Source organism: Pseudomonas yamanorum (genome assembly GCF_900105735.1).
Classification (GTDB): domain Bacteria; phylum Pseudomonadota; class Gammaproteobacteria; order Pseudomonadales; family Pseudomonadaceae; genus Aquipseudomonas; species Aquipseudomonas yamanorum.
Map to the genome: position 1 here is coordinate 2,276,724 of NZ_LT629793.1, position 23,516 is coordinate 2,300,239.

The window sequence follows — 23,516 nt, forward strand, 5'->3', positions numbered from 1 at the left end:
GCGGCTACCTTATGGGTAGCCGCCTTTTTTTGTGCGTTTCACACCGGCACACGTTCGCGGCGCATCCACATTTCGAAAGCCATGGCGTTCAAGGGCCGGCTGATCAAATAGCCTTGGGCCGTGTCGCACTTCCAGAGCTTGAGCAGCTTGAGGCTGGGCTCGAACTCCACGCCTTCAGCCACCACCTTGAGCCCCAGGTTGTGACTCATTTCGATGGTCGAGCGCACGATCACGCCGTCGCCGGAGGTACTGTCGAGATTGCGTATGAATGACTGATCGATCTTCAGCTCCTGCACCGGCAGGCGTTGCAGTTGCGCCAGGGATGAATAGCCGGTGCCGAAGTCGTCCACCGACAGGCTGATGCCACAACCGCGCAGTTGCTCCAGCACGCTGAGGGCCTGAACCGGGTTGTGCATGATCGCGCTTTCGGTGATTTCGAAGATCAATCGCCGGGCCGATACGCCATAGTGCGCCAACAGCTCGGTCACCCGCAGGGCCAGGCTGTCATCGGCCAGGTCATCCACCGAGATGTTCACCGACAACTGCACCTGCAACCCGCGCACCTCCCACTCGGCCAATTGACGAATGGCTTCTTCGATCACCCAGTGGGTAAGGTTGCCCATGCTGCCGGTGCGCTCGGCCAAGGGAATGAACTCGGCGGGCGATACCAGCCCGAGGGTCGGATGTTGCCAGCGCAACAGCGCTTCGGCCTGGCTCACATGCCCATGGTGCAAGTCGAGCTTGGGCTGATAACACAGGTACAACTCGCCCTCCGCCGGTGCCCGGCGCAGGTCACGGATCAGGCTGATCTGCCGTTGGTGAGCGAGGTCGCGGTCCTGTTGGTAAATCTGTAAATAACCCGGGAACGCTGCCGCATCGTGACGGGCAATGGCGGCGCGGCTGATCAGCTCTTCAACCTGCTGGCCGTCGGCCGGGTACGCGGCGATGCCGATGCTCACTTCATGGCGCAGTTCATCACCGCCAATGCGCTGGGGCTCGGTCAGCAGCCCATACAAGCGGTCAGCCAGGGCCACGACGCGGTCAATCTCGGTGTTTTCCAGCAACAGCAAAAACTCGCTGCCGGTGATGCGCGCAGCGGTGTCACTGGCCGAGAGGCTCGACAGCAGGCAGCGGCTGGCTTCGCGGAGCATTTCTTCCACGCCTTCCGGGCCGTAGCCTTCGTTAATCACGCGGTAGTTCTCAATCCCCAGATACAGCAACACCACGGGCCGACCGGCGCTGATGGCACTGCCGAGGCGTTCCATGGCCAGCGCCCGGTTGGGCAGGCCGGTAAGCGGGTCGTGCAGCGCGTTGTGGGCCAGTTGCCGCTCGCGCACCGCGATCCCGGTTTGCATGGCGTTGAAGGCCTCGGCCAACAGGCCGAACTCATCATGGCTGCGCACCCGCACCGGCGTCCGGTAGTCGCCGGCACCGATACGCTCGGCCGCCTGCACCAGCGCATTGAGTGGACGCGAAACTCTCCGCGCCAAAAACAAAGCGCCCGCCAACGACACCAGCAGCACCACCAGGGCGATCGCGAGAAATTGCCGATCCAGCGGCGCGAAGGATTCAAGGGCGTGGTCCAGAGGACTTTGCAGCAGCACCCGCACCTCACCGCCCTCTGCGGTGTTGCCCAAAGGCAACACCTGGCTGAGATAACGCTGGCCGTGAAACAGGTTCAGTTGCGCCTCAGGATTGATGTACGGAGCCTGCAAGTCGCTGGTAATTGATGTCTGGAATGCCTCGGGCTGAGTGCTGAACAATTCGCCAGGCTGGCCGTGCTGCACACTGAGGAACGACACTTCCAGGTTGCTCATGGAGCGCAATTCACTGGCGAAGATTTCGTCCATAGGCAAGCCCATGACAACAAGGGCAATCGGTGTGGGGTCGACGACTTCCTGCTGTACCAGCAGAAAAGGCCGGCCATCCAGGGCCACGATCAACATTTGCAGGCCGCTGCGCCGGGCCTGGCGCAAGGCGTCGTTGTAGGGAAAGGCCTGGCCGGGGGTCAACGCCTGTAACGTGCTGACCATCACGTTGCCGTCGAGGCCCAGCACAAACACTTCACTGGACGTCAGGCCGGTGCCATGCCGGCGCAGGGCAGCGAGAATCTCGGCGGGCTCGCCCTCGGCGACAGACTGGCGGAAGGGCAGGTCTGCCGTGAGCCAGTTCAAACCGTATTGCAGACGCCGGCCACGCAGGTCGAGCAAGCGCTCGAACACTTGGCTGCCGGTTTCCAATTGCACCTGGGCCTGGTTTTCCACGGCGCTATTGGTCGCGGTCTTCACGGCGAAGTACACCGCAGCCACCACCACCAGTAACAGCAGCGCCAGCACCCCGGCGATCCGGGTTTGAAATGTATGGCGCCACCTCATTTTGTTGCCCTCTGGCAGCGCCTGTCCCCTCCAGCCGAAATGTCCCTTCGTCATACGCGTCCCTCGCGACAGCTGAACCGGCGTCAAATAAACGTCCTTTTTAAAAGGACATTCGAACTATCCAGACTAGCTGCGCAAAGGAAGAAGTGCATCCAATAAATACGGGAACTTGGGTGTCATTAAATTGGCGACAAGCCTCTGCCTCAGCCACGCGCCCGCATGAAATCCCCCCAGCGCCGCACCAGGTAGTTGTGCTCGTCCATCACCGAGTTCCACACCGCGATGTGCCCCATGCGCTGCTCATAGGAGCCCCCGTCGCGCACTTCGCCCACATCAATCAACGGCAAGCCATCGCTGCCCAACAGCTCTTCCCGCGCGGGCAGGCCGGCGTACCAGTAATCCCACTCGGCGCTGCTCAGGTGATCACGGCTGCGGGCCGGGTTGCCGATGTAGTACCCCTGGCGCGCCATCACCGCACCTGGCCAGCCGGACAGCCACCAGTTGAGGTAGGCATAGGCCGCATCCAGCACCGGGCCCTTGGCATGGCGCGACAACGACAACCCGCCGAACCAGGCGCGATAACCTTCACGGGGTACCGCCAAGCGGTATTTGACCCCGGCCCGGTGCAGGCGCATCAGGGTCGGTGACCACAAACTCTGGATGTCGATGCTCGGGCTGAGCATCAATTGCGCCGCCTCTTCGTCATCCGACCAGAACGCCGCGAAGTGCCCTTCCTTCTGCTTGCGTACAAGGATATCCGCCAGCACATCGATCTCTTCGATGCTCATGTTGCCGATGTCCTTGAAGCTCGCGAGCCCCGCGCCTTGCACGGCCAGCGCCGCGTCGAGGGCACCGATGGCGGCGTCACTCTGCAGCGCAGTGCGTGCGCCCCAGGCCGGGTCGAGCAGCCAGCCCCAGCTCTCATTGGCGCGGTTGAACCCTTCGGGCAAGCGCTCGGGGCGGTAGGCGAAACTGTCGGCGTTGTGGGTCAGGGGCAACATGCTGATGCGTTCGGTCACGGTGCTGCCGAGGCTGCCATCGTGCTGCACGAAGAGGCGCTCGCTGGGCACACTGCCGCTGCCCAGGCGGTCGTTGGCGGACAAACGTCCGCGCTTGGGCAGGTCGTTGATCTCATGCCATAGCGCGATGCGCCGGGTGTCGATCGGCTGGATCGCCCGGGCCGGCCACACGAAATCGACGTTGTGAAACCACTGGTCGTAGAGGTCGTAGCTGTCCGGCTGCATCACCGCGATGCGCTGGGCCTGCTCCACATCGTGCACTTGGTACACCAGACGAATACCCAGCTCTTTTTCCGCTCGCACACGCAGGCATTCAAGCAAGGTCACCGAGGTACCGAGGACGCGGAGCGTGATCATGCGGCGAACCTTCTGGAGAACACTTCGAAGGAACGACGCAGCAACGCCGGGTCGAGACCGCGCAGGATAAACACCAGGCGTGATTGCCGATCGGTCCCCGGCCAGGCAGGCAGGTGAACCGGGGCATGCAGGCAATGCTGCACGCCATGAATGACGATGGGAGCGTTACTGGCGTTCACGTTGAGCAGTCCTTTGACGCGAAGAATACGTTCGCCGTGGCATCTTAACAGCATCGATAACCAGACCCCGAAACCGACCCAATCCAGCGGCTGATCGAAGGTCAGGCAGCAGACTTGTGCGGCGCCGTGGTTGGCGGCGGTGGTTTGATGGAGTTTCCAGCGGCTGACTTCGGCAGCGGGTTCGGCGCTGCGCAGGCCTTCGCCCAGCAGCAGTTGATCGCCGCTGTCGATGTCACAGGTATTGAGGATCGGCGTACCGGCGTTCAGTGCCTGCAAGTGCGTGCGCAACGGGCCGCAGTCTTCGACGAGGTCGGTCTTGCTCAACAGCAGGCGATCGGCGGCGGCCACTTGCGCCAGCCATTCCGGGTGCAGGCGCTCTTGCAAGGCGGCGTGGCTGGCGTCCACCAGCGTCACCACCAGCCCGATATGAAAGCGCCCGCGCAGTTGCACGTCGTTATTCAAGGTGGCGAGAATCGGCGCCGGGTCGGCCAGGCCGGTGGTTTCCAGGATCACCCGTTTGAAGGCCGGAATCTCGCCCCGCTCACGACGCTGCAACAGGCCGAGCAAGGCGTCTTTCAACTCGCCGCGAATCGAACAGCAGACGCAGCCGCTGGGCAGCAGCACCGTGTCCGGGGCCACTTCTTCCACCAGCAGATGGTCAATGCCGACGTCGCCGAATTCATTGATCAGCAACGCCGTGTCGCCGAGGCTTTCACCTTGCAGCAGGCGCTTGAGCAAGGTGGTCTTGCCGCTGCCGAGGAAGCCGGTGATGACGTTGAGGGCGATGCTCATGGCTGTTGCTCCAGATGATCCAGCAGTCGCGGGTCCAACGGGTCCAACGGCCGACCGAGCATGGTTTCTGCCGCCCGCCACAGTTGATCCAGGCCGCTGGCCAGTTCCTGTTTGCCGGTGGCGCCCAGCAGCAGATAGGACGCGCCCTGGAAGTCTTCGACCTTGAGTCGGAACACCGCCAGCACCTGGTTGATCGCCGCGATGCGGCGCAGGCGTTCGCGGCGGCGCGGCAACTCATCCCCCAGGGGATCGCTCCAGTGCAGGTCTTCGCCCAGCAGGCCGCAAAGTCCACACATGCTTAGTGCCCGCTCATGGCATGACATCGCCGGAGTTCGGGCCCAGGGTCTGGCCGACGAACAGATTGCCGCCGGGCTCGCTGGCCAATAACACAGCGGTGGGCGCCACTTCGTCCGCCAGACCGAAACGGCCCAGCGGCAGCTCGGCGGCCTTGGCGCGTTTCCAAGTGTCGCTGATGCCGCCTACCAACGGCGTCTCAATCGGCCCGGGCGCAATGGCGTTGACCAGTACGTTGTCCTTGGCCACTTCCAGGGCCAGGGATTTAGTGAAGCCGATCACGCCGGCCTTTGCCGCTGCATAGTGCGTCAACTCGGCGCCGCCCTTGATCCCCAGTTGCGAGGCGACGTTGATGATCCGGCCCCAGCGCTGGGCGATCATGTGAGGCAAGGCGCGCTGGCTGGCGACGAACACGCTGGTGAGGTCAACCCGCAGCATGTCGTTCCACATGTCGAGGGTGAGGTCGACGCACCGGGCCTGGGTCAGCATGCCGGCGTTGTTGACCAGGATGTCGATGCCACCGTAGTGGGTGACACAGGCATCGACGCTGGCCTGGGCGCCGTCGACGGTGCCGACATCGGCCACGCATTCGAGGACCTCGGCGCCGAGGTTACGGCAAGTGATGGCGGTTTCGGCGAGGGTGCCGGCGTCGCGGTCGGCCAGTAGCAGGCGCGCACCTTCGACGGCGTAGGCGATGGCGGCGCCGATGCCGCTGCCGGCACCGGTGATCACGGCGCGGCGGTTAGCGAGTTGGGGCATTGTTATTCCTCTACGGGTCGAGTGTTACCTGTGGGAGCTGGCTTGCCTGCGATGGCATCACCTCGATTTATCTGAAGGACCGAGTTGTATGCATCGCAGGCAAGCCAGCTCCCACATTTGAATTGCATCAGACTTGAAACCGCATCAATCCGGCCAGCGCACGGTCAAGCCACCATCAATCACGATGCTCTGCCCGGTCAGGTAGCTCGATTCTTCACTGGTCAAAAACCGCACCAGAGACGCGACTTCATCCGCACGCCCTACCCGGCCCAGCGGAATCGCCCGCGCCGCTTTCGCCAGCCCTTCCGGCCCGAGGGAGTTCTTCGCGTCCAGCGACTGCGGCGTCTCGATCAACCCCGGAATCACCGCATTGCAACGAATCCCCAACGACGCCAATTCCACCGCCAGCGACCGACACAACCCCGGCACACCGGCCTTGGCCGCCGCATAGTGCGCGTGCTCCTGCCAGCCATACACACCACCGGCAATCGACGAAATCGCCACCAGCGCGCCGCCTTCATGCATGTGCCGGGTCGCCGCCCGGAAGGTGCGCATCACTCCGGTCAGGTCGACGTTGAGCATCTCGTTCCACAGCGCGTCAGTCATCTCCAGCAGTGGCGCACGGCGCAACAATCCTGCGTTGGCCACCGCGTAATCGAGGCGACCGAAGTGCTGGACCGCCTGCGCCGCCAGGTTATCCACCGACGCGGTATCGCCCACGTCCAATGGCAACATCAGGCATTCACCGCCGGCCTCTTCCACCAGCGCAACCGTGTGATGCGGGTCATGGGGATCGGCCGGGTAATACCCACCCACCACCGCCACGCCGCTGCGGGCATACGCCACCGCGAGGGCCTGGCCGATGCCGCTGGCGGCACCGGTAATCAATGCAACTTTACGACTCATCAACTGACTCCTTACTGGACGGTTTCCGGACGCACATGGCGCGCGGCAAACATCAACGCACCGGACAGGAAGCACGGCAGCGCGCCGAACCACAGCGCAGCGGTCTGCCAGTCGCTGCCGGCCGACAACACTTGGGTCGCGCCAAACCCGGCAACCACTGCACCAATGGGCCCCATGGCATGGATGATCGCGCCGCCGGTGGCCCGAATGCTGGTGGGAAAACTTTCGCTGATGAAAAACAGTGCCGCCGAGTACGGCCCGATCAGGAAGAACAGGCCCAGGCTGTAGAGCCCGACCACCATCGCCATGTTGCTCGGGCCAAACAGCATCCCGGCAAACGACAGCCCGCCGAGCATCCAGCCCAGGCCGATGACGTTGCGCCGGCCGATCTTGTCGCCCATCCAGCCGTGGCTGAGGTAACCGCAGTAACCCACCAGGTTCGACAGCACGAGGATGATCAGCGAGTTCTCGAACGAGATGTGGTGCACGCTGACGATCACCGACGTACCCAACACGCTGAACACCTGGATCGCGGCCCAGTTGAGCAACAACGCCGCACCAATCACCAAGGTTGCACGGCGGGCCGGGCCACGGAAGGCGGCCTTGAGGCCGGCCTTGCTGTGTTCGTCATAGTCCACGCCGTAGGTCACGGCGACGTTTTGCGCTTCTTTCACCGAGCCGCTTTTGCGCAGCTCGCTGATGCGCTGGTGAATCTGGAACTGCGGGCTCTCCTTGAGCTTGCGCGCCATGACCGCAATCACAATCGCCGGGATCGCCGCAAACACAAAGCAGCCCTGCCAGCCGATCACCGGCAGCAACAGCGCGGTCAAACCTGCCGCGATCAACGCGCCCACCGGCCAGCCACCTTGCACCAGGCTGTAGATAAAGCCACGGCGCTTGGCCAGTTTCGGGTCATCGGAAGCGGCGTACAGCTCGCTCAGGTAAGTGGCATTAACGGTTTCCTCGGCATACCCCAGGCCGCCCAGCGAACGGATCAGGATCAGCGACGACTTGCCCCACGCGCCGCCAATGGCGGTCAGTGCCGAGCAGATTGCCGAACCGGCGACGGTGAAAATAATCCCTTTGCGCCGGCCCAGCTTGTCAACGATCGGACCGATGGCCAGCGCAACCACGGCGGTGCCTACCGCCACCCATGTCGCTATCTCCGCTTGCTCCACTTCACCCCAATTAAAGTGCCGCCCGATTTCCGGCAGCAAGGTGCCGAAAAGAATGAAGTCATACACCGCAAACACCCAGGCGAAAAACGCGATCCAGGTGGCGAAACGCACTTCCTTGGGCGTCAGTTGCCGGGGTTTCCAGCCAGTCAGATCAAGCTTGTTGTAGATAGACATGAATCGCGCCTCGGGAGGTTGGCCAGGGTTTAGGTACGGGTCTCAGGTCCGCGGTTGGCGGCGGATAAAGTCATCGGCGATTTCGTCGAAGGTGACGAAGCGCACGCCGGCATGGCTCTGGATATGTTCGATCAGCCGCTCAAGCATCAGCAGCACTTGCGGGCGGCCGGAAACGTCGGGGTGGATGGTCATGGTGAACACCGCGTGTTCGTGCTCGCGGTAGACCCAGTCGAACTGGTCGCGCCACATTTCTTCCAGGTGACGCGGGTTGACGAAGCCGTGGCTGTTGGGGGCTTTCTTGATGAACATCATCGGCGGCAGGTCGTCGAGGTACCAGTTGGCCGGGATCTCCACCAGGTCGGTTTCTTCGCCGCGTACCAGGGGTTTCATCCAGGTGTCGGGGTGCTGGCTGTAGTCGATCTTGGTCCAGCTGTCGCCCTTGCGCACGTAGTACGGATGGAAGTCGTTGTGCATCAGACTGTGGTCGTACTTGATGCCTTTTTTCAGCAGCAGTTCGTTGGTGACCTTGCTGAATTCCCACCACGGCGCGACGTAGCCGGTGGGGCGTTTGCCGGTGACCTGGGTGATCAGCTCGATGGACTTGTCGAGGACAATTTCTTCCTGCTCGGCGGTCATCGCAATCGGGTTTTCGTGGCTGTAGCCGTGCACACCGATTTCGTGGCCGGCGTCGGCCACCGCCTTCATTTGCTCGGGGAAAGTTTCCATCGAGTGGCCGGGGATAAACCAGGTGGTACGCAGGCCATAGCGCTCGAACAATTTGAGCAGGCGTGGCGCACCGATTTCACCGGCGAACAGGCCACGGGAAATGTCGTCCGGGGAGTCTTCGCCGCCATAGGAACCGAGCCAGCCGGCGACCGCGTCGACGTCGACGCCAAATGCACAGAGGATGTCTTTAGCCATGATGTGTCTCCTTAAAAAGTGAGTGCGGTTTCAACTGACAGTGCGGCCCGAAGCAGGCGCGCGTCTTCGCCGCTGGGGGCGCTGAGCAGCAGACCGGTGGGCAGGCCCAGGGCATCGCGGCCGCTGGGCAGGCTGACGCCAGGCATGTCCAGCAGGCTGCCGGGCATGGTCAGGCGCAGGGTGGCGAGGTTGGTGCTGACGAACAGTTCAAAATCAGACTCCAACGGCGCCAGGGCCGGGGCCACATGGGCCACGGTGGGGGTGATGAGGATCGCGCCGTCGAGTTCGTCGACAAGCTGTTGTTGCAGGCGGCGACGGGCGTCGTACAGCGCCAGCAGTTGGCTGGCCGGTAGTGTGCGGGCCGCTTCAAGGCGACGGCGTACCCGGGGGTCGAGTTGCTCGGCATCAGGACTGTCGAGCAGGGCTTCGTGGAGCGCGAAGGCTTCGAAGGCGCCAAGCCAGCCTTGGTGCTGGATCAGATCCAGGGTGGCCTGGAAAGTCTTCGAGGGGCGCACGTCAATCAGCGCGCCGTCTGCCTTCAATCGGTCCACACAACGTTGCAGGTTGTCGCGCACCGCAGATTCAACCCGTGCGTCTTCCAGCACACTTTGCTCGACCCAGAACCGCTGGCCGTTGAGGCTACGGGGCTGGCGTGGCGGGCGCTGGTCGCGACCATTGAGCAGGTCGTCGATGGCCAACGCATCGCGCACGCTGCGAGTCAGCGGGCCGAGGCTGTCGAGGGTGTGAGCCAGCGGGAAAACGCCGTCGCGGCTGTAGCGCCGGCAACTGCTGCGGTACCCCACCACGCCATTCAGCGCAGCGGGAATACGGATGGAGCCCGCAGTGTCGGTGCCCATGGCGATCGGTACGATACCGGCCGCCACGGCGACGGCTGAACCGGACGATGAGCCGCCGGGAATCCGCGGTTGGTCGACGCTGCTCGGGTTGTGCGGCGTGCCGAAATGCGGGTTCAGGCCCAGGCCGGAATACGCCAGCTCGCTGAGGTTGGTCTTGCCCACGCTGACCATGCCGGCGCGGCACAACAGGCCTACGCTCGGCGCATCCAGCAAGGCGGCTGGCGCGTGGCTGCGATAGGCCGCGCCCGCCGTGGTAATGCTGCCAGCCACATCAAACAGATCTTTCCAGGCCAGGGGCACACCGTCGAACACGCTCAACGGCTGGCCGGCACGCCAACGGGCAGCGGACGCTTCCGCCTCACGGCGGGCGCGCTCGGCAGTCAGGGAGATGAATACGCTGGGGACTTGGCTCGCGTGAGCAAGTGCCTGTTCGAGGGCCTGCACCGGGTCGCTGCGGCCGCTGGCAAAATCCTCGGCCAGTGAAGTGGCGTCTGACATGGGAATGACCTTCTAAAACGTACATATTAATAAAATGTACATTTTACAAAGGCAGCTTTCGTGCCAGTCTTGTGGACACCTTTTTGGGCGAATTCGACAGCTTCGAGCAGATACACGGGCTAGATGGGTTTCAGACATCAAAAGAAATATCGGCTGAGTTCTAATCCTCGCCCACAATGAAATAATGTATCTTTTATTAATAAGTACATTTTGGTGCAGAAAGGTAACAACCCCCCTCTTAAGGCCCCAAAAAAGTGCCACCGACGTGGCGCAGAGTGACAGGCGCAACTATGAGAGAATCCCCGGCCACCGACCCGTTAGCTCCAGAGAACCCGATGAAAGCAGTGTCAGCCTCGGCTTCCCGTTACGCGATGATTCATCAGGTTTTGCGCGACGCCATCACCCACGGCACCGCCCGCCATGGCCTGGTGTTGCTGGAAGCGCCGCTGGCCGAGCTGTTCGGCACCAGCCGGGTGCCGGTGCGCAAAGCCCTGAACCTGTTGCATGACGAAGGGTTGATCTGCCGCTTCGATGGCCGGGGTTACCTGATCAACCCCGACGGCCTGGACATGGAGCCGCTGCGGCTGCCCCTGAGCCATGCGCACCTGGGCCTCAACGGTGAAGATGAGCTGGTGGACACCCGGCCACTGGGGGAGCGGATCGTCGAGGAAATCGGCGCAGCGCTCTCGACCTGCATCGCCTTCGGGCATTACCGCCTCGATGAACAGGCCGCCGCCGAGCACTACAACGTCAGCCGCGCGGTGGTGCGTGAAGCGCTGATGCGCCTGCGGGACCGTGGCTTGGTGGAAAAGGAACCCTATTCCCAATGGCTGGCCGGGCCACTGACCGCCCGGGAAGTCACCGAAGATTACGAACTGCGCGCCTGCCTGGAGCCGGAAGCCCTGCGCCAAAGCGCGCCGAACCTCGACCGCGACCTGCTGCAAGCCATGTTGCAGCGGGTGCTTGATGCGCAAGAGAGCGCCCACTGCAGCCTGGAGGAAATCGAGCAAATCGAGGAAGACCTGCACCAGCACTGCCTGGCGGGCCTGCAAAACCGCAAGATCGCCGCGCTGATTCGCCAGGGTCAGAGCCCGATGATCATCAGCCGGATTTTCTACCGCCTGCTGGGGATTGGTGCCGATCCGGCGATGCTGGCCGAGCACCGGTTGATCCTGGAGCTGTTGCTGCATGGCGCCTTCGACGCCGCCGCGCTGAACCTGCGCGAGCACCTGCAACGGGCCCGGCAGCGGATGTTGCAGCGTTTGAAGGTGCTGTCGGTGCTACCCGAACAGCCTTTACCGGCCTACTTGCACAAACTCAGCTGACGAAATGCAATCGAAAATGTGGGAGCGGGCTTGCTCGCGAATGCGCTCTGTCAGTCAATGCATCTGTGACTGATGCGCCGCATTCGCGAGCAAGCCCGCTCCCACATTTGTTCAGCGGCGCTTTTGAAAATATTGTGCAATATGTTGCTATCTCACCCCACCCATTGAAACCACGGCCGACCTGCCCCATCTAACCTGCATACTTCCTTATGCAGGTGCCCCATGAGCGACCAGCAAGAATTCCCGGACATAGACCTCAACGACTACGCCGACCCGGAAAACGCTGAACACACTTCCGCCAACACTGGCCTGGCCCTGCCAGGGCAAAACCTGCCCGACAAGGTCTACATCATCCCGATCCACAATCGGCCTTTCTTCCCGGCGCAAGTGTTGCCGGTGATCGTCAATGAAGAGCCGTGGGCCGAAACCCTGGAGCTGGTGAGCAAATCCGACCACCACTCCCTGGCCCTGTTCTTCATGGAAACCCCGCCCGAAGATCCGCGCCACTTCGACACCTCCAGCCTGCCGCTGTACGGCACCCTGGTGAAGGTGCATCACGCCAGCCGCGAAAACGGCAAGCTGCAATTTGTCGCCCAGGGCCTGACCCGCGTGCGGATCAAGACCTGGCTCAAGCACCACCGCCCGCCTTACCTGGTGGAAGTCGAATACCCGCACCAGCCGACCCAGCCGACCGATGAGGTCAAGGCCTACGGCATGGCGCTGATCAATGCGATCAAGGAACTGCTGCCGCTCAACCCGCTGTACAGCGAAGAGCTGAAGAACTACCTCAACCGCTTCAGCCCCAACGATCCGTCGCCGCTGACCGACTTCGCCGCCGCCCTCACCTCGGCCACCGGCAATGAACTGCAGCAAGTGCTGGACTGCGTGCCCATGCTCAAGCGCATGGAGAAAGTCTTGCCGATGCTGCGCAAGGAGGTCGAAGTCGCGCGCCTGCAAAAAGAAATCTCCGCCGAAGTGAACCGCAAGATCGGTGAGCACCAGCGCGAGTTCTTCCTCAAGGAACAACTCAAGGTCATCCAGCAAGAGCTGGGGCTGACCAAGGACGATCGCAGCGCCGACGTCGAGCAGTTCGAACAACGCCTGGTGGACAAGGTACTGCCGACCCAGGCGCAAAAACGCATCAGCGAAGAAATGAACAAGCTGTCGATCCTGGAAACCGGGTCGCCGGAGTACGCGGTCACCCGCAACTACCTGGACTGGGCCACCTCGGTGCCGTGGGGTGTGTATGGCGAGGACAAACTCGACCTCAAGCACGCCCGCAAAGTGCTCGACAAGCACCACGCTGGCCTGGACGACATCAAGAGTCGCATCCTCGAATTCCTCGCGGTGGGTGCCTACAAAGGTGAAGTCGCCGGTTCCATCGTGTTGCTGGTGGGGCCGCCGGGTGTGGGCAAGACCAGTGTCGGCAAATCGATTGCCGAATCCCTGGGCCGGCCGTTCTACCGCTTCAGCGTCGGCGGCATGCGTGACGAGGCCGAGATCAAGGGCCATCGCCGCACCTACATCGGCGCGATGCCGGGCAAGCTGGTGCAAGCCCTCAAAGATGTGGAAGTGATGAACCCGGTGATCATGCTCGACGAGATCGACAAGATGGGCCAGAGCTACCAGGGCGACCCGGCCTCGGCCCTGCTCGAAACCCTCGATCCGGAACAGAACGTCGAATTCCTCGACCACTACCTGGACCTGCGCCTGGACCTGTCCAAAGTGCTGTTCGTGTGCACCGCCAACACCCTGGACTCGATCCCCGGCCCATTGCTGGACCGGATGGAAGTGATTCGCCTGTCGGGCTACATCACCGAAGAAAAGGTCGCGATTGCCAAGCGTCACCTGTGGCCAAAGCAGCTGGAAAAAGCCGGTGTGTCGAAAAACAGCCTGTCCATCAGCGATGGTGCACTGCGCGCGCTGATCGATGGCTACGCCCGGGAAGCCGGTGTGCGTCAGCTGGAAAAACAGTTGGGCAAACTGGTGCGCAAGGCGGTGGTCAAGCTGCTGGATGAGCCGGACTCGGTGATCAAGATCGGCAACAAGGACCTGGAAGCCTCCCTGGGCATGCCGGTGTTCCGTAACGAGCAAGTGCTGTCGGGCACCGGTGTGATAACCGGCCTGGCCTGGACCAGCATGGGCGGCGCGACCCTGCCGATCGAGGCGACGCGCATTCACACCCTCAACCGTGGCTTCAAGCTCACCGGGCAACTGGGTGACGTGATGAAGGAATCGGCCGAGATTGCCTACAGCTACATCAGCTCGAACCTGAAGTCGTTTGGCGGTGACCCGAAGTTCTTCGATGAAGCCTTCGTACACCTGCACGTGCCGGAAGGTGCCACGCCCAAAGATGGCCCGAGCGCGGGCGTGACCATGGCCAGTGCGCTGCTGTCCCTGGCGCGTAACCAGCCGCCGAAAAAAGGCGTGGCGATGACCGGTGAGCTGACGTTGACCGGGCATGTGCTGCCGATTGGCGGGGTACGCGAGAAGGTGATTGCGGCGCGGCGCCAGAAGATTCACGAGCTGATCTTGCCGGAGCCTAACCGCGGAAGTTTTGAGGAACTGCCGGAGTACCTGAAGGAAGGGATGACGGTGCACTTTGCCAAGCGCTTTGCGGATGTGGCGAAGGTGTTGTTCTGATAGTTATGTAGTGCCTGGACTGACGCCATCGCGGGCAAGCCCGGCTCCCACAGGGATCGGTGTTGTTAATGACAACGCGGTCAAATGTGGGAGCGGGCTTGCCCGCGATGGCGCCCGTCCTATCAACACAACTTCCTCGCTTGTCACACCTTGTCTCATCTTCGGTTATGCTCGCCCTTCGTCGCCAAACAACGGAGCCCCCATGACCGCTGCCCGCCTGCTTCTCCCCCTGAGCCTTTGCCTGCTCGCCGCCTGCGCCAGTGCGCCGAAGCAAAACGTCACCGTGGAAAAACAGAGCGCTTGCCCGCTGCAACTCAAGACCGGGCAAAACCTGATCCTGACCCTGCCCAGCAATCCCACCACCGGTTACCGCTGGGCCATCCAGGATTCCGCCGGCGGCGTGCTGCGCAGCCTGAGCCCCGAGGTCTACAGCAACACCGAAGGCACCGGCGTGGTCGGCAGTGGCGGTCAATCCACCTGGCGCTTCCAGGCCTTCAACGCCGGCCAGGGCCGTTTGCGCCTCACCTCACAACAACCCTGGGAGCCGGAAGCAGAACCGGCCGAGACCTTCGACTGCGCCATTACGGTGAACTGATATGCCATGGATGATCCTTGCGTTGATGGGGGCGGTAACCTTTATCTACGGCCTGAGCACCCACGCAGCCCTGCTCTGCCTGTTAGTGAAGCCATTACCGGTACTGGCGCTGCTGGGCTGGCTGCATGATGCGCCGCCCACCGACTATCGACGCTGGATCAGCCTGGGGCTGATTTTTTCCCTGGTGGGCGATGTGCTGCTGGCCTGGCCCGGCGACTTGTTCATCTTCGGCCTGGGGGCATTTTTGTTCGCGCACCTGGCGTACCTGAAAGCCTACTTGAGCGACTGCCGCCGCCCGGCCATTTTGCCGCTGGTGTTGGCGCTGGCGGTGGGTGCGATCTTGCTGAGCATCTTGATTTCCCATGGCCTGGGCCCATTGCTGGTGCCGGTGGTGGTTTACGCGCTGGTGATCAGCGCCATGTTGTGGCGAGCACTGGCGCGATTGGGCAGCGATGTGCCCAAGCGCTCGGCGTACCTGGCGGCAGCGGGCGCAGTATCGTTCGTGTTTTCCGACACGCTGATTGGGATCAACCGGTTTGTGGTTTCGTTTGAAGCGGCGCCGTATTTGCTGATCGTCAGTTATTGGCTGGGGCAGTGGGGGATTACCGCCTCGGCATTTGCTCAACCAACTCGTGAAAGACACACAACGCACTAGTTTACAGCCAGGCAGAAAGGTTTATTCCGTTACGCTCTACAAGTAATCACTAAAAATTCTAAAAAACTGTCAATTATGACAGTTCTCGGCAACCGCCAGCTTCGGTAGTTTCCTTACGGACTAATCCAACGTAAAGGAATTAATCATGACTGCGCGCAAACATAAAAAGATCACATCAATCACCCATATGACCGGATCGTTTAATGGCAAGGCTATAACAAGCTTTGTGCCTGACTATAGTGAAGCGTACGTACACCCCAGCGAAGACGTCATTATCATTAGAGCGGTGCAATTATATTCACCGAGTACGATATCTGAGATATTCCTTCAACTGGATAAAAACATTCAGAACGGTGAGCATGAGTTCCCGGGGAGTCCAGGCATTCATTACCTGGACATATACCCTTTGATCGGTGGTGGCCCCTACGAAGTGACCCAGGCAAAACTCACCGTCAATTTTGACCTCACAAAAGGCCACTTCAAAGGAAGCATTACCCTCGACGGCTACTTGCATGGAAATACAACTAACACAATTAATTTAACCTGCGCGTACGACTTGAAATCAGGCCTGCGTTAAAAATTCCAAGCCCATGATCGCCTCTGCTACACGGTGAGGTGATCGTGACCGGAAATCAGATTTATAAGGCTAAAAGCTCACTGCATCCACGGGCAGGTACGCTAAAATACGCGACTTTTCCCCCTTCGTCGCCGGAACAGCCGTGAGCAAAGAACCCGATCGCCTATTCGCCCAGCCCCTGCCCCAGGTGCCGGACTTCGCCTTCAACGAAGACGTGGTGCGGGTTTTCCCGGACATGATCAAGCGCTCGGTGCCCGGTTATCCGACCATCGTCGAGAACCTCGGCGTGCTCGCGGCGCAGTTTGCCCAGCCCAATAGTGTGCTCTACGACCTCGGCTCATCCCTCGGCGCGGTGACCCAGGCCCTGCGCCGTCACGTGCGCACCGACGGTTGTCGAGTGATCGCGGTGGATAACTCGGCGGCGATGGTCGAGCGTTGCCGCGAATACCTCAATGGCCAGGACTCGATGTTCCAGGAGTTGCTGCCAGTGGAGGTGATCGAGGGCGATATCCTCGCGCTGCAATTCCAGCCGGCGTCGGTAGTAGCGCTGAACTTCACCCTGCAATTCATCGCCCCCGAACAACGCCTGGCGTTGCTCTCGCGCATTCGCCAATCGCTGCTGCCGGGCGGCGCGCTGATCCTTTCGGAAAAGCTGCGCTTCAATGACCCGGAAGAACACGCGCTGCTCACCGATTTGCACATCGCTTTCAAGCGCGCCAACGGCTACAGCGAACTGGAAATCGCCCAGAAGCGCAGCGCCATCGAAAACGTCATGAAGCCCGACAGCCTAGAAGAACACCGCGAACGCCTGTTGGCGGCCGGGTTCTCCAAAGTCGTGCCGTGGTTCCAGTGTCTTAACTTTGCCTCGTTGATTGCCTTGCCATGATTGATCTGTCTCCCCTCGCCCGCCATCTGGTCGGCACTCCCCTGGCCGTTTGGGCCCAAGGCCTGCAAGCGCAACTCGATGCGAAGATGGAAAAAGGTCATGGCGACCTGGAGCGCTGGCAGAGTGCGCTGGATGCGCTGCCGAAAATCATGCCCAGCGAAATCGACCTGCTCAATGGCCTGGTGCTCGACACCGATTGCGACGACGAAACCCGTGCGCAAATGCGTACCGCGCTGATGGGATTGTGCCCGTGGCGCAAGGGCCCGTTTGACCTGTTCGGCGTGCACGTGGACACGGAATGGCGCTCTGACTGGAAGTGGTCGCGGGTCGCGCCGCACCTGGACCTCAAGGGCAAGCGCATTCTCGATGTGGGTTGCGGCAACGGCTATTACATGTGGCGCATGCTCGGCGCCGGGGCGGACAGCGTGATTGGCGTCGACCCGAACTGGCTGTTCTTCTGCCAGTTCCAGGCGGTGCAGCGTTACCTGTCAGAGCCGAGGGCCTGGCACCTGCCGTTCCCGTTTGAAGACCTGCCGTCGAACATGGAGGGCTTCGATACGGTGTTTTCCATGGGCGTGTTCTACCACCGCCGTTCGCCCATCGAACATTTGCTGGCGCTGAAGGATTGCCTGGTGAAGGGCGGCGAATTGGTGTTGGAAACGCTGGTGGTTGAAGGCGATCAGCAGCAGGTGCTGGTGCCGGAAGACCGTTACGCGCAAATGCGCAACGTGTGGTTCCTGCCGTCGGTGCCGGCGCTGATGCTGTGGCTACGGCGTGCGGGCTTCAGTGATGTGCGCTGTGTGGATGTGAGCGTGACCACGATTGAGGAACAGCGCGGCACGGAGTGGATGAAGTATCAGTCCCTCAGCGACTTCCTGGACCCTGAAGATCACAGCAAGACCATCGAAGGGCTGCCGGCGCCGATGCGGGCGGTGATTGTCGCCAGGAAATAACCCCCACTCTCCCTTACTAAATGGAGATCAAAAATGTGGGAGCGGGCTTGCTCGCGAATGCCGTGTGTCAGTCAGCACATGTATTGACTGATACACCGCATTCGCGAGCAAGCCCGCTCCCACATTAGCCCTCGCTGTTCTTTAGAGTGCTGGTTTGGCGCGACGTGCCTTGAAGAACTCGCTCAACACCGTCCCGCACTCTTCAGCCAATACCCCGCCTTCATACAGCACCCGATGATTGAGAAATCCCTGGGTAAAAAACTGGCCTTGGCTTTGCACGATCCCGGCTTTTGGTTCAAGCGCGCCGTACACCACCCGGGCAATCCGCGAGTGGACGATCAGCCCGGCGCACATGCTGCACGGCTCCAGCGTGACGTAGAGCGTACTGCCCGGCAGCCGGTAATTACTGACAGCCTGGGCGGCGGCCCGGATCGCGACCATCTCGGCATGCGCACTGGGGTCATTGCCGCTGATAGGGCAGTTGAAGCCACGCCCGATGATTTCTCCGTCCTGTACCAGCACCGCGCCCACCGGCACTTCCCCCAGCGCGGCGCCCTGGGTCGCCAGGGTCAGCGCTTCACGCATGAAGTCCTGGTCGCGGCTGCGGTCGATAATCGCCGTGGGGCGAAACTGGCGCATCACGCCACCTCGATGGCGGCCATCAGGCCGGTTTCCATGTGGTCGATCACATGGCAGTGGAACATCCAGACACCCGGGTTATCCGCCACCAACGCTACGCGGGCACGTTCGTTCTTGCCCAGCAGGTAGGTGTCGGTGAAGTACGGAATCACCTTGTGGCGGTTCGAGGCGATGACCTTGAAACTCATGCCGTGCAGGTGGATCGGGTGTTGGTACTGGGTCATATTCTTCAATTCGAAAATGTAGCTCTTGCCCTTTTCCAGTTTGGCAATCGGGCGGTCGGCGCAGGTCTTGTCGGTGATGTCCCAGGCCTGGCCGTTGATCTGCCACAGGCTCGGCGGCTTATTGTCTACGTTCACCGAAACCGATCCAACCCATTCGAAATTGAAGTTGAGTTTCTCGGCATTGGCCAGGTCTGGCTCGGCAATCGGGTTGGCGGGCAACGCAGGCGGCCATTCGGTCGCCGTGTCGGTGCTGGCCACCGAGCGAAAGGTGCCCAGGCGTACCGGCCCGTTGCGGATCGACAGTTCTTCACCGGCGGGAGGTGCCTTGATCGCCAGGCAGATACGCATGCCGGGGCCCAGCCAGTATTCCTTGCCCAACGGGCGTGGCTCGACGGGGTTGCCGTCCAGCGCATAGATCTGCGCTTCAACGTCGGGGATGTTGATGCGATACGTCAGGGTGTTATCGAGGTTGAGCAGGCGCACGCGGGTGATTTGCCCGGCGGGCAAATCGATCACGGCCTGGGACACACCGTTGATGGTCGACAGACGTCCGGCGGTACCGCCACGGGCCGCTTCACGCGGGACGCTGAAGGCCACGAAGGCGCCCTCTTCGTCCACGTGCCAGCTTTTCAGGCTCAGGGTGCGTTCGTGCTTGAAACCGGTGGGTTCGCGCTCTTCGATGATCAGCGGGCCCACCAGGCCACGGCCCAGTTCTTCGCTGCTGTTCACGTGGGGGTGATACCAATAGCTGCCGGCATCGGGCACGCGGAATTTGTAGTCGAAGTATTCGCCCGGCAGTACCGGCAGTTGCGAGACGTAAGGCACGCCGTCCATTTCCAGCGGCAGGCGAATGCCATGCCAGTGGATGGTGGTGGCGACCGGCAGGTGGTTGATAAAGCGGACCCGCAGCCATTCACCCTGGCGCACCCGCAACTCGGTACCCGGCGCCGAAGGGCCGAAAGCCCAGGCTTGGGTCTTGTGCCCCGGCACCAATTCCACGTCCAACGGCGCGGCGATCAGTTCGTAATCGTGCCCCGCCTCAGCCTCGGCGACCTTGCCCAGCCAATAGCGATAAGCGCCACCGGCACCGACGCCCACTACCGCGAGACCGGCAAGACCACCCAGGATTTGTCGACGGGAAAACGATTGGGACACAACAACCTCACGTATCTGCCGCGGGTCCGAGACCCGCAAAGGGCAGATACCATACACCGGCATCACCTAAACAGTAAGGGTTCGCATTGCCACATGTGGGAGCAGGCTTAGTGTGGGAGCTGGCTTGCCTGCGATGGCATCACCTCGGTGCAACTGAAATACCGAGGTGATGCCATCGCGGGCAAGCCCGGCTCCCACACAAGTCACACATTGGATCTTCGTTACTTCAGGCCTTGGCGGCAGCCAGAATCAAGGCTTTCATCTCGGCGACGGCGCCTTTGAAACCGACGAACAGCGCGTGCGCCACTAGTGCATGGCCGATGTTCAGCTCGTTGATGCCCTTGATCGCAGCCACGGCTTCAACGTTGTGGTAGTGCAGGCCATGGCCGGCGTTGACGATCAGGCCCTCGCCCAGGCCGCAGTTGACACCGTCGATGATGCGTTGCAATTCGTCGGCAACTTCAGTCGGCGTGGTGGCGTCGGCGTAACGGCCGGTGTGCAGTTCGATGGCCGGGGCGCCGACGCGGCGCGAGGCTTCGATCTGGCGCTCGTCGGCATCGATGAACAGCGAGACTTCGCTGCCGATCTTCGACAGACGCTCCACCGCAGCCTTGATCCGGGCTTCCTGGCCGGCCACATCGAGGCCGCCTTCGGTGGTCAGTTCCTGACGGGTTTCCGGCACCAGGCAGATATGCGCCGGGCGGATGCGCTCGGCGAACGCCATCATTTCTTCGGTGACGCCCATTTCGAAGTTCATGCGGGTTTGCAGCACGTCCTTGAGCAGCAGCACGTCGCGCTCCTGGATGTGGCGGCGGTCTTCGCGCAGGTGCACGGTGATGCCGTCGGCGCCCGCTTCTTCGGCGTCCAGCGCGGCCTTGACCGGGTCCGGGTAACGGGTGCCCCGGGCCTGGCGCAGGGTGGCTACGTGGTCGATGTTCACGCCGAGAAGAATGCGATTGCTGGTGGTCACGAAAAGCGCTCCTGAAGAGGGAAGGAATCGCTGCACAGCATACACGGGGATGTCAGGGCTTTCGAAACAACTCGCGGCTGACCAGTGGCCGACCGCCCAAATGCACGGCCAGGGCCTGGCGCATCAGGCGCTTGGCGGCAGACAAGGCGCCGGGGGCGGTCCAGTCGGCTTCGCTCATCGCAAGCAATTCGGTGCCTTGGAACAGGCCGGGTTGCAGCAGGTAGACCCGCTCCAGGCCTGCGTCCACTTGCAGGCGGTACATACCGTCGGCAGCGATGGGGTCGCCGTGCAGGTCGTTGCTCAGTTCGAAGCCGTAGCCCAAGTCATCCAGCAGGCGCCATTCGAATGCGCGTAGCAGCGGTTCCAGGGGACGGCCTTCGGCGAGGGCGAGCAAGGTCGCGGCGTAGTGATCAAAGACGCCGGGGTGTGGGTCTTCGGCGGGGAGCAGGCGGATCAGCAATTCGTTGAGGTAGAGGCCGCTGAACAGCGCCTCACCGTTGAGCCAATTGGAAGCGCCGGCGGCTTCCATGCGGCCGACGTTCTTCAGTTCGCCACGTCCACGAAACTCCACTTCCAGGGCCACGAAGGGCCGCGCGAGGGTGCCGGCCTTGCCGCGGGCGCTGCGCAAGACCGCGCGCAGGCGGCCTTGAGGTGTGAGGAAGTCCACCAAGGCGCTGGTCTCGCGGTAGGCGCGGCTGTGCAAGACGTAGGCGGGTTGGCCGGTGGGTGGGGTTTGGGACATTGGGTTCTCGCTGCGGGAACACGGTCTGGAAAACAACGACTATCCAATGTGGGAGCGGGCTTGCTCGCGAATGCGGAGTGTCAGTCAACACATCTGGTGACTGATCCACTGCATTCGCGAGCAAGCCCGCTCCCACATTTGTCCTGCGGTGTTCCGGAGACCTGTTACAGGTCGCCGTAACCCAACGAACGCAACGCGCGCTCATCATCAGACCAACCACCCTTAACCTTCACCCACAGGTTGAGCATGATCTTGGAATCAAACAGTAATTCCATGTCCTTGCGCGCCTCGGTGCCGATGCGCTTGATGCGCTCGCCCTTGTCGCCAATGATGATTTTCTTCTGGCCGTCACGTTCAACGAGGATCAACGCGTGGATATGCAGGGTCTTGCCCTGCTGCTTGAACTCTTCGATTTCGACGGTGATCTGGTATGGCAGCTCGGCGCCCATCTGGCGCATGATTTTCTCGCGTACCAGTTCGGCGGCGAGGAAACGGCTGCTGCGGTCGGTGATCTGATCTTCCGGGAAGAAGTGCTCGTTCTCCGGCAGGTACCCGGCGATCACGCGCTCCAGGGCTTCGAGGTTGTGCCCGTGCTGGGCCGAGATCGGCATGATCTGGGCGTTCGGCAGTTGTTCCTGCAGCCAGCTCAGGTGCGGCATCAGCTCGGCCTTGTCTTCGATGCGGTCGGTCTTGTTCAACGCGACGATCAACGGGCCGGTGACGTACTGCACGCGCTCCAGAACCATCTGGTCTTCGTCGGTCCACTTGGTGCGGTCGACCACGAAGATCACCACGTCGACGTCTTTCAACGCAGCCGAAGCGGTTTTGTTCATGTAGCGGTTAAGGGCCTTTTCGCCGCCTTTGTGCATGCCCGGGGTGTCGACGTAGACCGCCTGTACGGCGCCTTCGGTCTTGATGCCCAACATGTTGTGGCGGGTGGTCTGAGGCTTGCGCGAGGTGATCGCCAGCTTCTGTCCCAGGATGTGGTTCAGCAACGTGGACTTGCCCACGTTCGGACGGCCGACGATGGCAACATAGCCACAGCGAGTTGCGGTTGAATCAGTCATGGCCATTCTCCACGCCCAGGGCAATCAGTGCTGCAGCGGCCGCTACCTGTTCGGCAATACGACGGCTCACACCCTGACCTCGGCTTTTTTCATTCAGTAAGGTGATTTCGCATTCGACGAAGAAAACTCGGCAGTGCGGCTCACCCTGGATATCCACCACTTCGTAACGCGGCAGGTCGCAACCACGGGACTGCAGGAATTCCTGCAGGCGGGTCTTCGGATCTTTGTTGGTGTCTACCAGCGTCAGGCTTTCAATCTCGGTCGACAGCCAGGCGACGACGCGCTCTTTGGCTGCCTCCATGCCTGCATCGAGGTAGATCGCGCCGATCAGTGCTTCCAGGGCGTCGGCCAGGATCGACTCACGACGAAAACCGCCGCTCTTCAGCTCGCCGGAACCCAGGCGCAGGTAATCGCCCAGATCGAAACCACGGGCCAGTACGGCCAGGGTCTCGCCTTTCACCAGGCGCGCACGCAAGCGCGACAACTGGCCTTCGCGGGCCAGCGGGAAGCGATTGAACAGGGCTTCGCCGGCGACGAAATTGAGGATGGCATCACCGAGGAATTCCAGGCGCTCGTTGTTACGCCCGGCAAAACTGCGGTGTGTGAGGGCAAGGATCATCAATTCCTGATCCTTGAAGGTGTAACCGAGCTGACGCTCGAGACGGCTTAGAGAAACGCTCACGGTTTACCCACATTCAGTTCGAGGCACCGGTGGCCTGCGACGATTAACGCTGTGTTCAAATTCAAATCCTGGTGGTTGCTGCATGGGACCAGAC

Annotated in this window: 22 protein-coding genes; 7 read left to right on the forward strand and 15 right to left on the reverse strand. The window is 61.7% G+C overall.

Going from position 1 to position 23,516, the window contains the following annotated elements; all coding sequences use genetic code 11:
• Positions 1 to 38: 38 nt before the first annotated feature.
• The 9 genes from BLU46_RS10970 to BLU46_RS11010 all read right to left on the reverse strand — a co-directional run bounded on the left by BLU46_RS10970 (position 39) and on the right by BLU46_RS11010 (position 10,309).
• Positions 39 to 2,375 (reverse strand): putative bifunctional diguanylate cyclase/phosphodiesterase, encoded by a 2,337-nt coding sequence (locus tag BLU46_RS10970; RefSeq protein WP_063033036.1) that lies wholly within the window; start codon positions 2,373 to 2,375, stop codon positions 39 to 41.
• 203 nt (positions 2,376 to 2,578) lie between these two features.
• A complete protein-coding gene (locus tag BLU46_RS10975) occupies positions 2,579 to 3,751 on the reverse strand; it encodes an ABC transporter substrate-binding protein (RefSeq protein ID WP_063033037.1) in 1,173 nt (390 codons plus the stop codon).
• Positions 3,748 to 4,722, reverse strand: a complete 975-nt coding sequence (locus BLU46_RS10980) for a CobW family GTP-binding protein (protein WP_093201511.1) — start codon at positions 4,720 to 4,722, stop codon at positions 3,748 to 3,750. Before BLU46_RS10980 ends, BLU46_RS10975 begins: the two co-directional genes overlap by 4 nt.
• Entirely contained in the window at positions 4,719 to 5,018 is a 300-nt protein-coding gene (locus BLU46_RS10985; RefSeq protein WP_017476087.1) for a hypothetical protein, read from the reverse strand. Before BLU46_RS10985 ends, BLU46_RS10980 begins: the two co-directional genes overlap by 4 nt.
• Positions 5,019 to 5,031: 13 nt before the next feature.
• Positions 5,032 to 5,775, reverse strand: a complete 744-nt coding sequence (locus BLU46_RS10990) for an SDR family NAD(P)-dependent oxidoreductase (protein WP_093201515.1) — start codon at positions 5,773 to 5,775, stop codon at positions 5,032 to 5,034.
• A 144-nt stretch (positions 5,776 to 5,919) separates the two neighbouring features.
• Positions 5,920 to 6,681 carry an SDR family NAD(P)-dependent oxidoreductase gene (locus BLU46_RS10995; protein ID WP_093201519.1) on the reverse strand — a complete coding sequence of 254 codons (762 nt, stop codon included), beginning with the start codon at positions 6,679 to 6,681 and terminating at the stop codon, positions 5,920 to 5,922.
• An 11-nt stretch (positions 6,682 to 6,692) separates the two neighbouring features.
• The gene (locus BLU46_RS11000) at positions 6,693 to 8,033 is read right to left on the reverse strand and encodes an MFS transporter (protein WP_063033039.1); all 1,341 of its coding nucleotides are present in this window, start codon (positions 8,031 to 8,033) and stop codon (positions 6,693 to 6,695) included.
• A 42-nt stretch (positions 8,034 to 8,075) separates the two neighbouring features.
• A complete protein-coding gene (locus BLU46_RS11005; RefSeq protein ID WP_003234086.1) occupies positions 8,076 to 8,954 on the reverse strand; it encodes a polysaccharide deacetylase family protein in 879 nt (292 codons plus the stop codon).
• 11 nt (positions 8,955 to 8,965) lie between these two features.
• Positions 8,966 to 10,309 (reverse strand): amidase, encoded by a 1,344-nt coding sequence (locus BLU46_RS11010; RefSeq protein WP_093201524.1) that lies wholly within the window; start codon positions 10,307 to 10,309, stop codon positions 8,966 to 8,968.
• A gap of 335 nt (positions 10,310 to 10,644) precedes the next feature.
• Between BLU46_RS11010 and BLU46_RS11015 the strand changes: the two genes are divergently transcribed.
• The 7 genes from BLU46_RS11015 (at position 10,645) to cmoB (ending at position 17,943) form a co-directional block, all read left to right on the forward strand.
• Positions 10,645 to 11,634, forward strand: a complete 990-nt coding sequence (locus BLU46_RS11015; RefSeq protein WP_017476082.1) for a GntR family transcriptional regulator — start codon at positions 10,645 to 10,647, stop codon at positions 11,632 to 11,634.
• Positions 11,635 to 11,856: 222 nt separating this feature from the next.
• On the forward strand, positions 11,857 to 14,277 hold the full coding sequence (gene lon / locus BLU46_RS11020; RefSeq protein ID WP_063033041.1) for an endopeptidase La: 2,421 nt from the start codon (positions 11,857 to 11,859) through the stop codon (positions 14,275 to 14,277).
• A 202-nt stretch (positions 14,278 to 14,479) separates the two neighbouring features.
• On the forward strand, positions 14,480 to 14,872 hold the full coding sequence (locus BLU46_RS11025; protein ID WP_063033042.1) for a protease inhibitor I42 family protein: 393 nt from the start codon (positions 14,480 to 14,482) through the stop codon (positions 14,870 to 14,872).
• Between the two features lies 1 nt (position 14,873).
• Positions 14,874 to 15,527 (forward strand): lysoplasmalogenase, encoded by a 654-nt coding sequence (locus BLU46_RS11030; RefSeq protein WP_063033043.1) that lies wholly within the window; start codon positions 14,874 to 14,876, stop codon positions 15,525 to 15,527.
• A 145-nt stretch (positions 15,528 to 15,672) separates the two neighbouring features.
• Positions 15,673 to 16,104 carry a hypothetical protein gene (locus tag BLU46_RS11035; protein WP_093201529.1) on the forward strand — a complete coding sequence of 144 codons (432 nt, stop codon included), beginning with the start codon at positions 15,673 to 15,675 and terminating at the stop codon, positions 16,102 to 16,104.
• A gap of 142 nt (positions 16,105 to 16,246) precedes the next feature.
• Entirely contained in the window at positions 16,247 to 16,990 is a 744-nt protein-coding gene (gene cmoA / locus BLU46_RS11040; protein ID WP_093201534.1) for a carboxy-S-adenosyl-L-methionine synthase CmoA, read from the forward strand.
• Positions 16,987 to 17,943 carry a tRNA 5-methoxyuridine(34)/uridine 5-oxyacetic acid(34) synthase CmoB gene (gene cmoB / locus BLU46_RS11045; protein WP_063033046.1) on the forward strand — a complete coding sequence of 319 codons (957 nt, stop codon included), beginning with the start codon at positions 16,987 to 16,989 and terminating at the stop codon, positions 17,941 to 17,943. Before cmoA ends, cmoB begins: the two co-directional genes overlap by 4 nt.
• A gap of 141 nt (positions 17,944 to 18,084) precedes the next feature.
• Here the strand turns inward: cmoB and tadA are convergent, their stop codons facing one another.
• The 6 genes from tadA to rnc form a co-directional block, all read right to left on the reverse strand.
• Complete coding sequence (gene tadA, locus BLU46_RS11050; RefSeq protein WP_093201539.1) at positions 18,085 to 18,582, reverse strand: tRNA adenosine(34) deaminase TadA; 498 nt, start codon at positions 18,580 to 18,582, stop codon at positions 18,085 to 18,087.
• Positions 18,582 to 19,961 carry a multicopper oxidase family protein gene (locus BLU46_RS11055; RefSeq protein ID WP_093201543.1) on the reverse strand — a complete coding sequence of 460 codons (1,380 nt, stop codon included), beginning with the start codon at positions 19,959 to 19,961 and terminating at the stop codon, positions 18,582 to 18,584. The genes tadA and BLU46_RS11055 overlap by 1 nt, the downstream gene beginning before the upstream one ends.
• A gap of 226 nt (positions 19,962 to 20,187) precedes the next feature.
• Positions 20,188 to 20,931, reverse strand: coding sequence for a pyridoxine 5'-phosphate synthase (gene pdxJ / locus BLU46_RS11060; RefSeq protein WP_063033049.1), 744 nt, complete (start codon positions 20,929 to 20,931; stop codon positions 20,188 to 20,190).
• Positions 20,932 to 20,983: 52 nt separating this feature from the next.
• On the reverse strand, positions 20,984 to 21,673 hold the full coding sequence (gene recO / locus BLU46_RS11065) for a DNA repair protein RecO (protein WP_093201548.1): 690 nt from the start codon (positions 21,671 to 21,673) through the stop codon (positions 20,984 to 20,986).
• Positions 21,674 to 21,837: 164 nt separating this feature from the next.
• Positions 21,838 to 22,740: a GTPase Era gene (era, locus tag BLU46_RS11070; RefSeq protein WP_003210432.1), complete on the reverse strand. Its 903-nt coding sequence runs from the start codon at positions 22,738 to 22,740 to the stop codon at positions 21,838 to 21,840.
• Entirely contained in the window at positions 22,733 to 23,422 is a 690-nt protein-coding gene (rnc, locus tag BLU46_RS11075; protein ID WP_003210434.1) for a ribonuclease III, read from the reverse strand. Before rnc ends, era begins: the two co-directional genes overlap by 8 nt.
• Between the last annotated feature and the right edge of the window lie 94 nt (positions 23,423 to 23,516).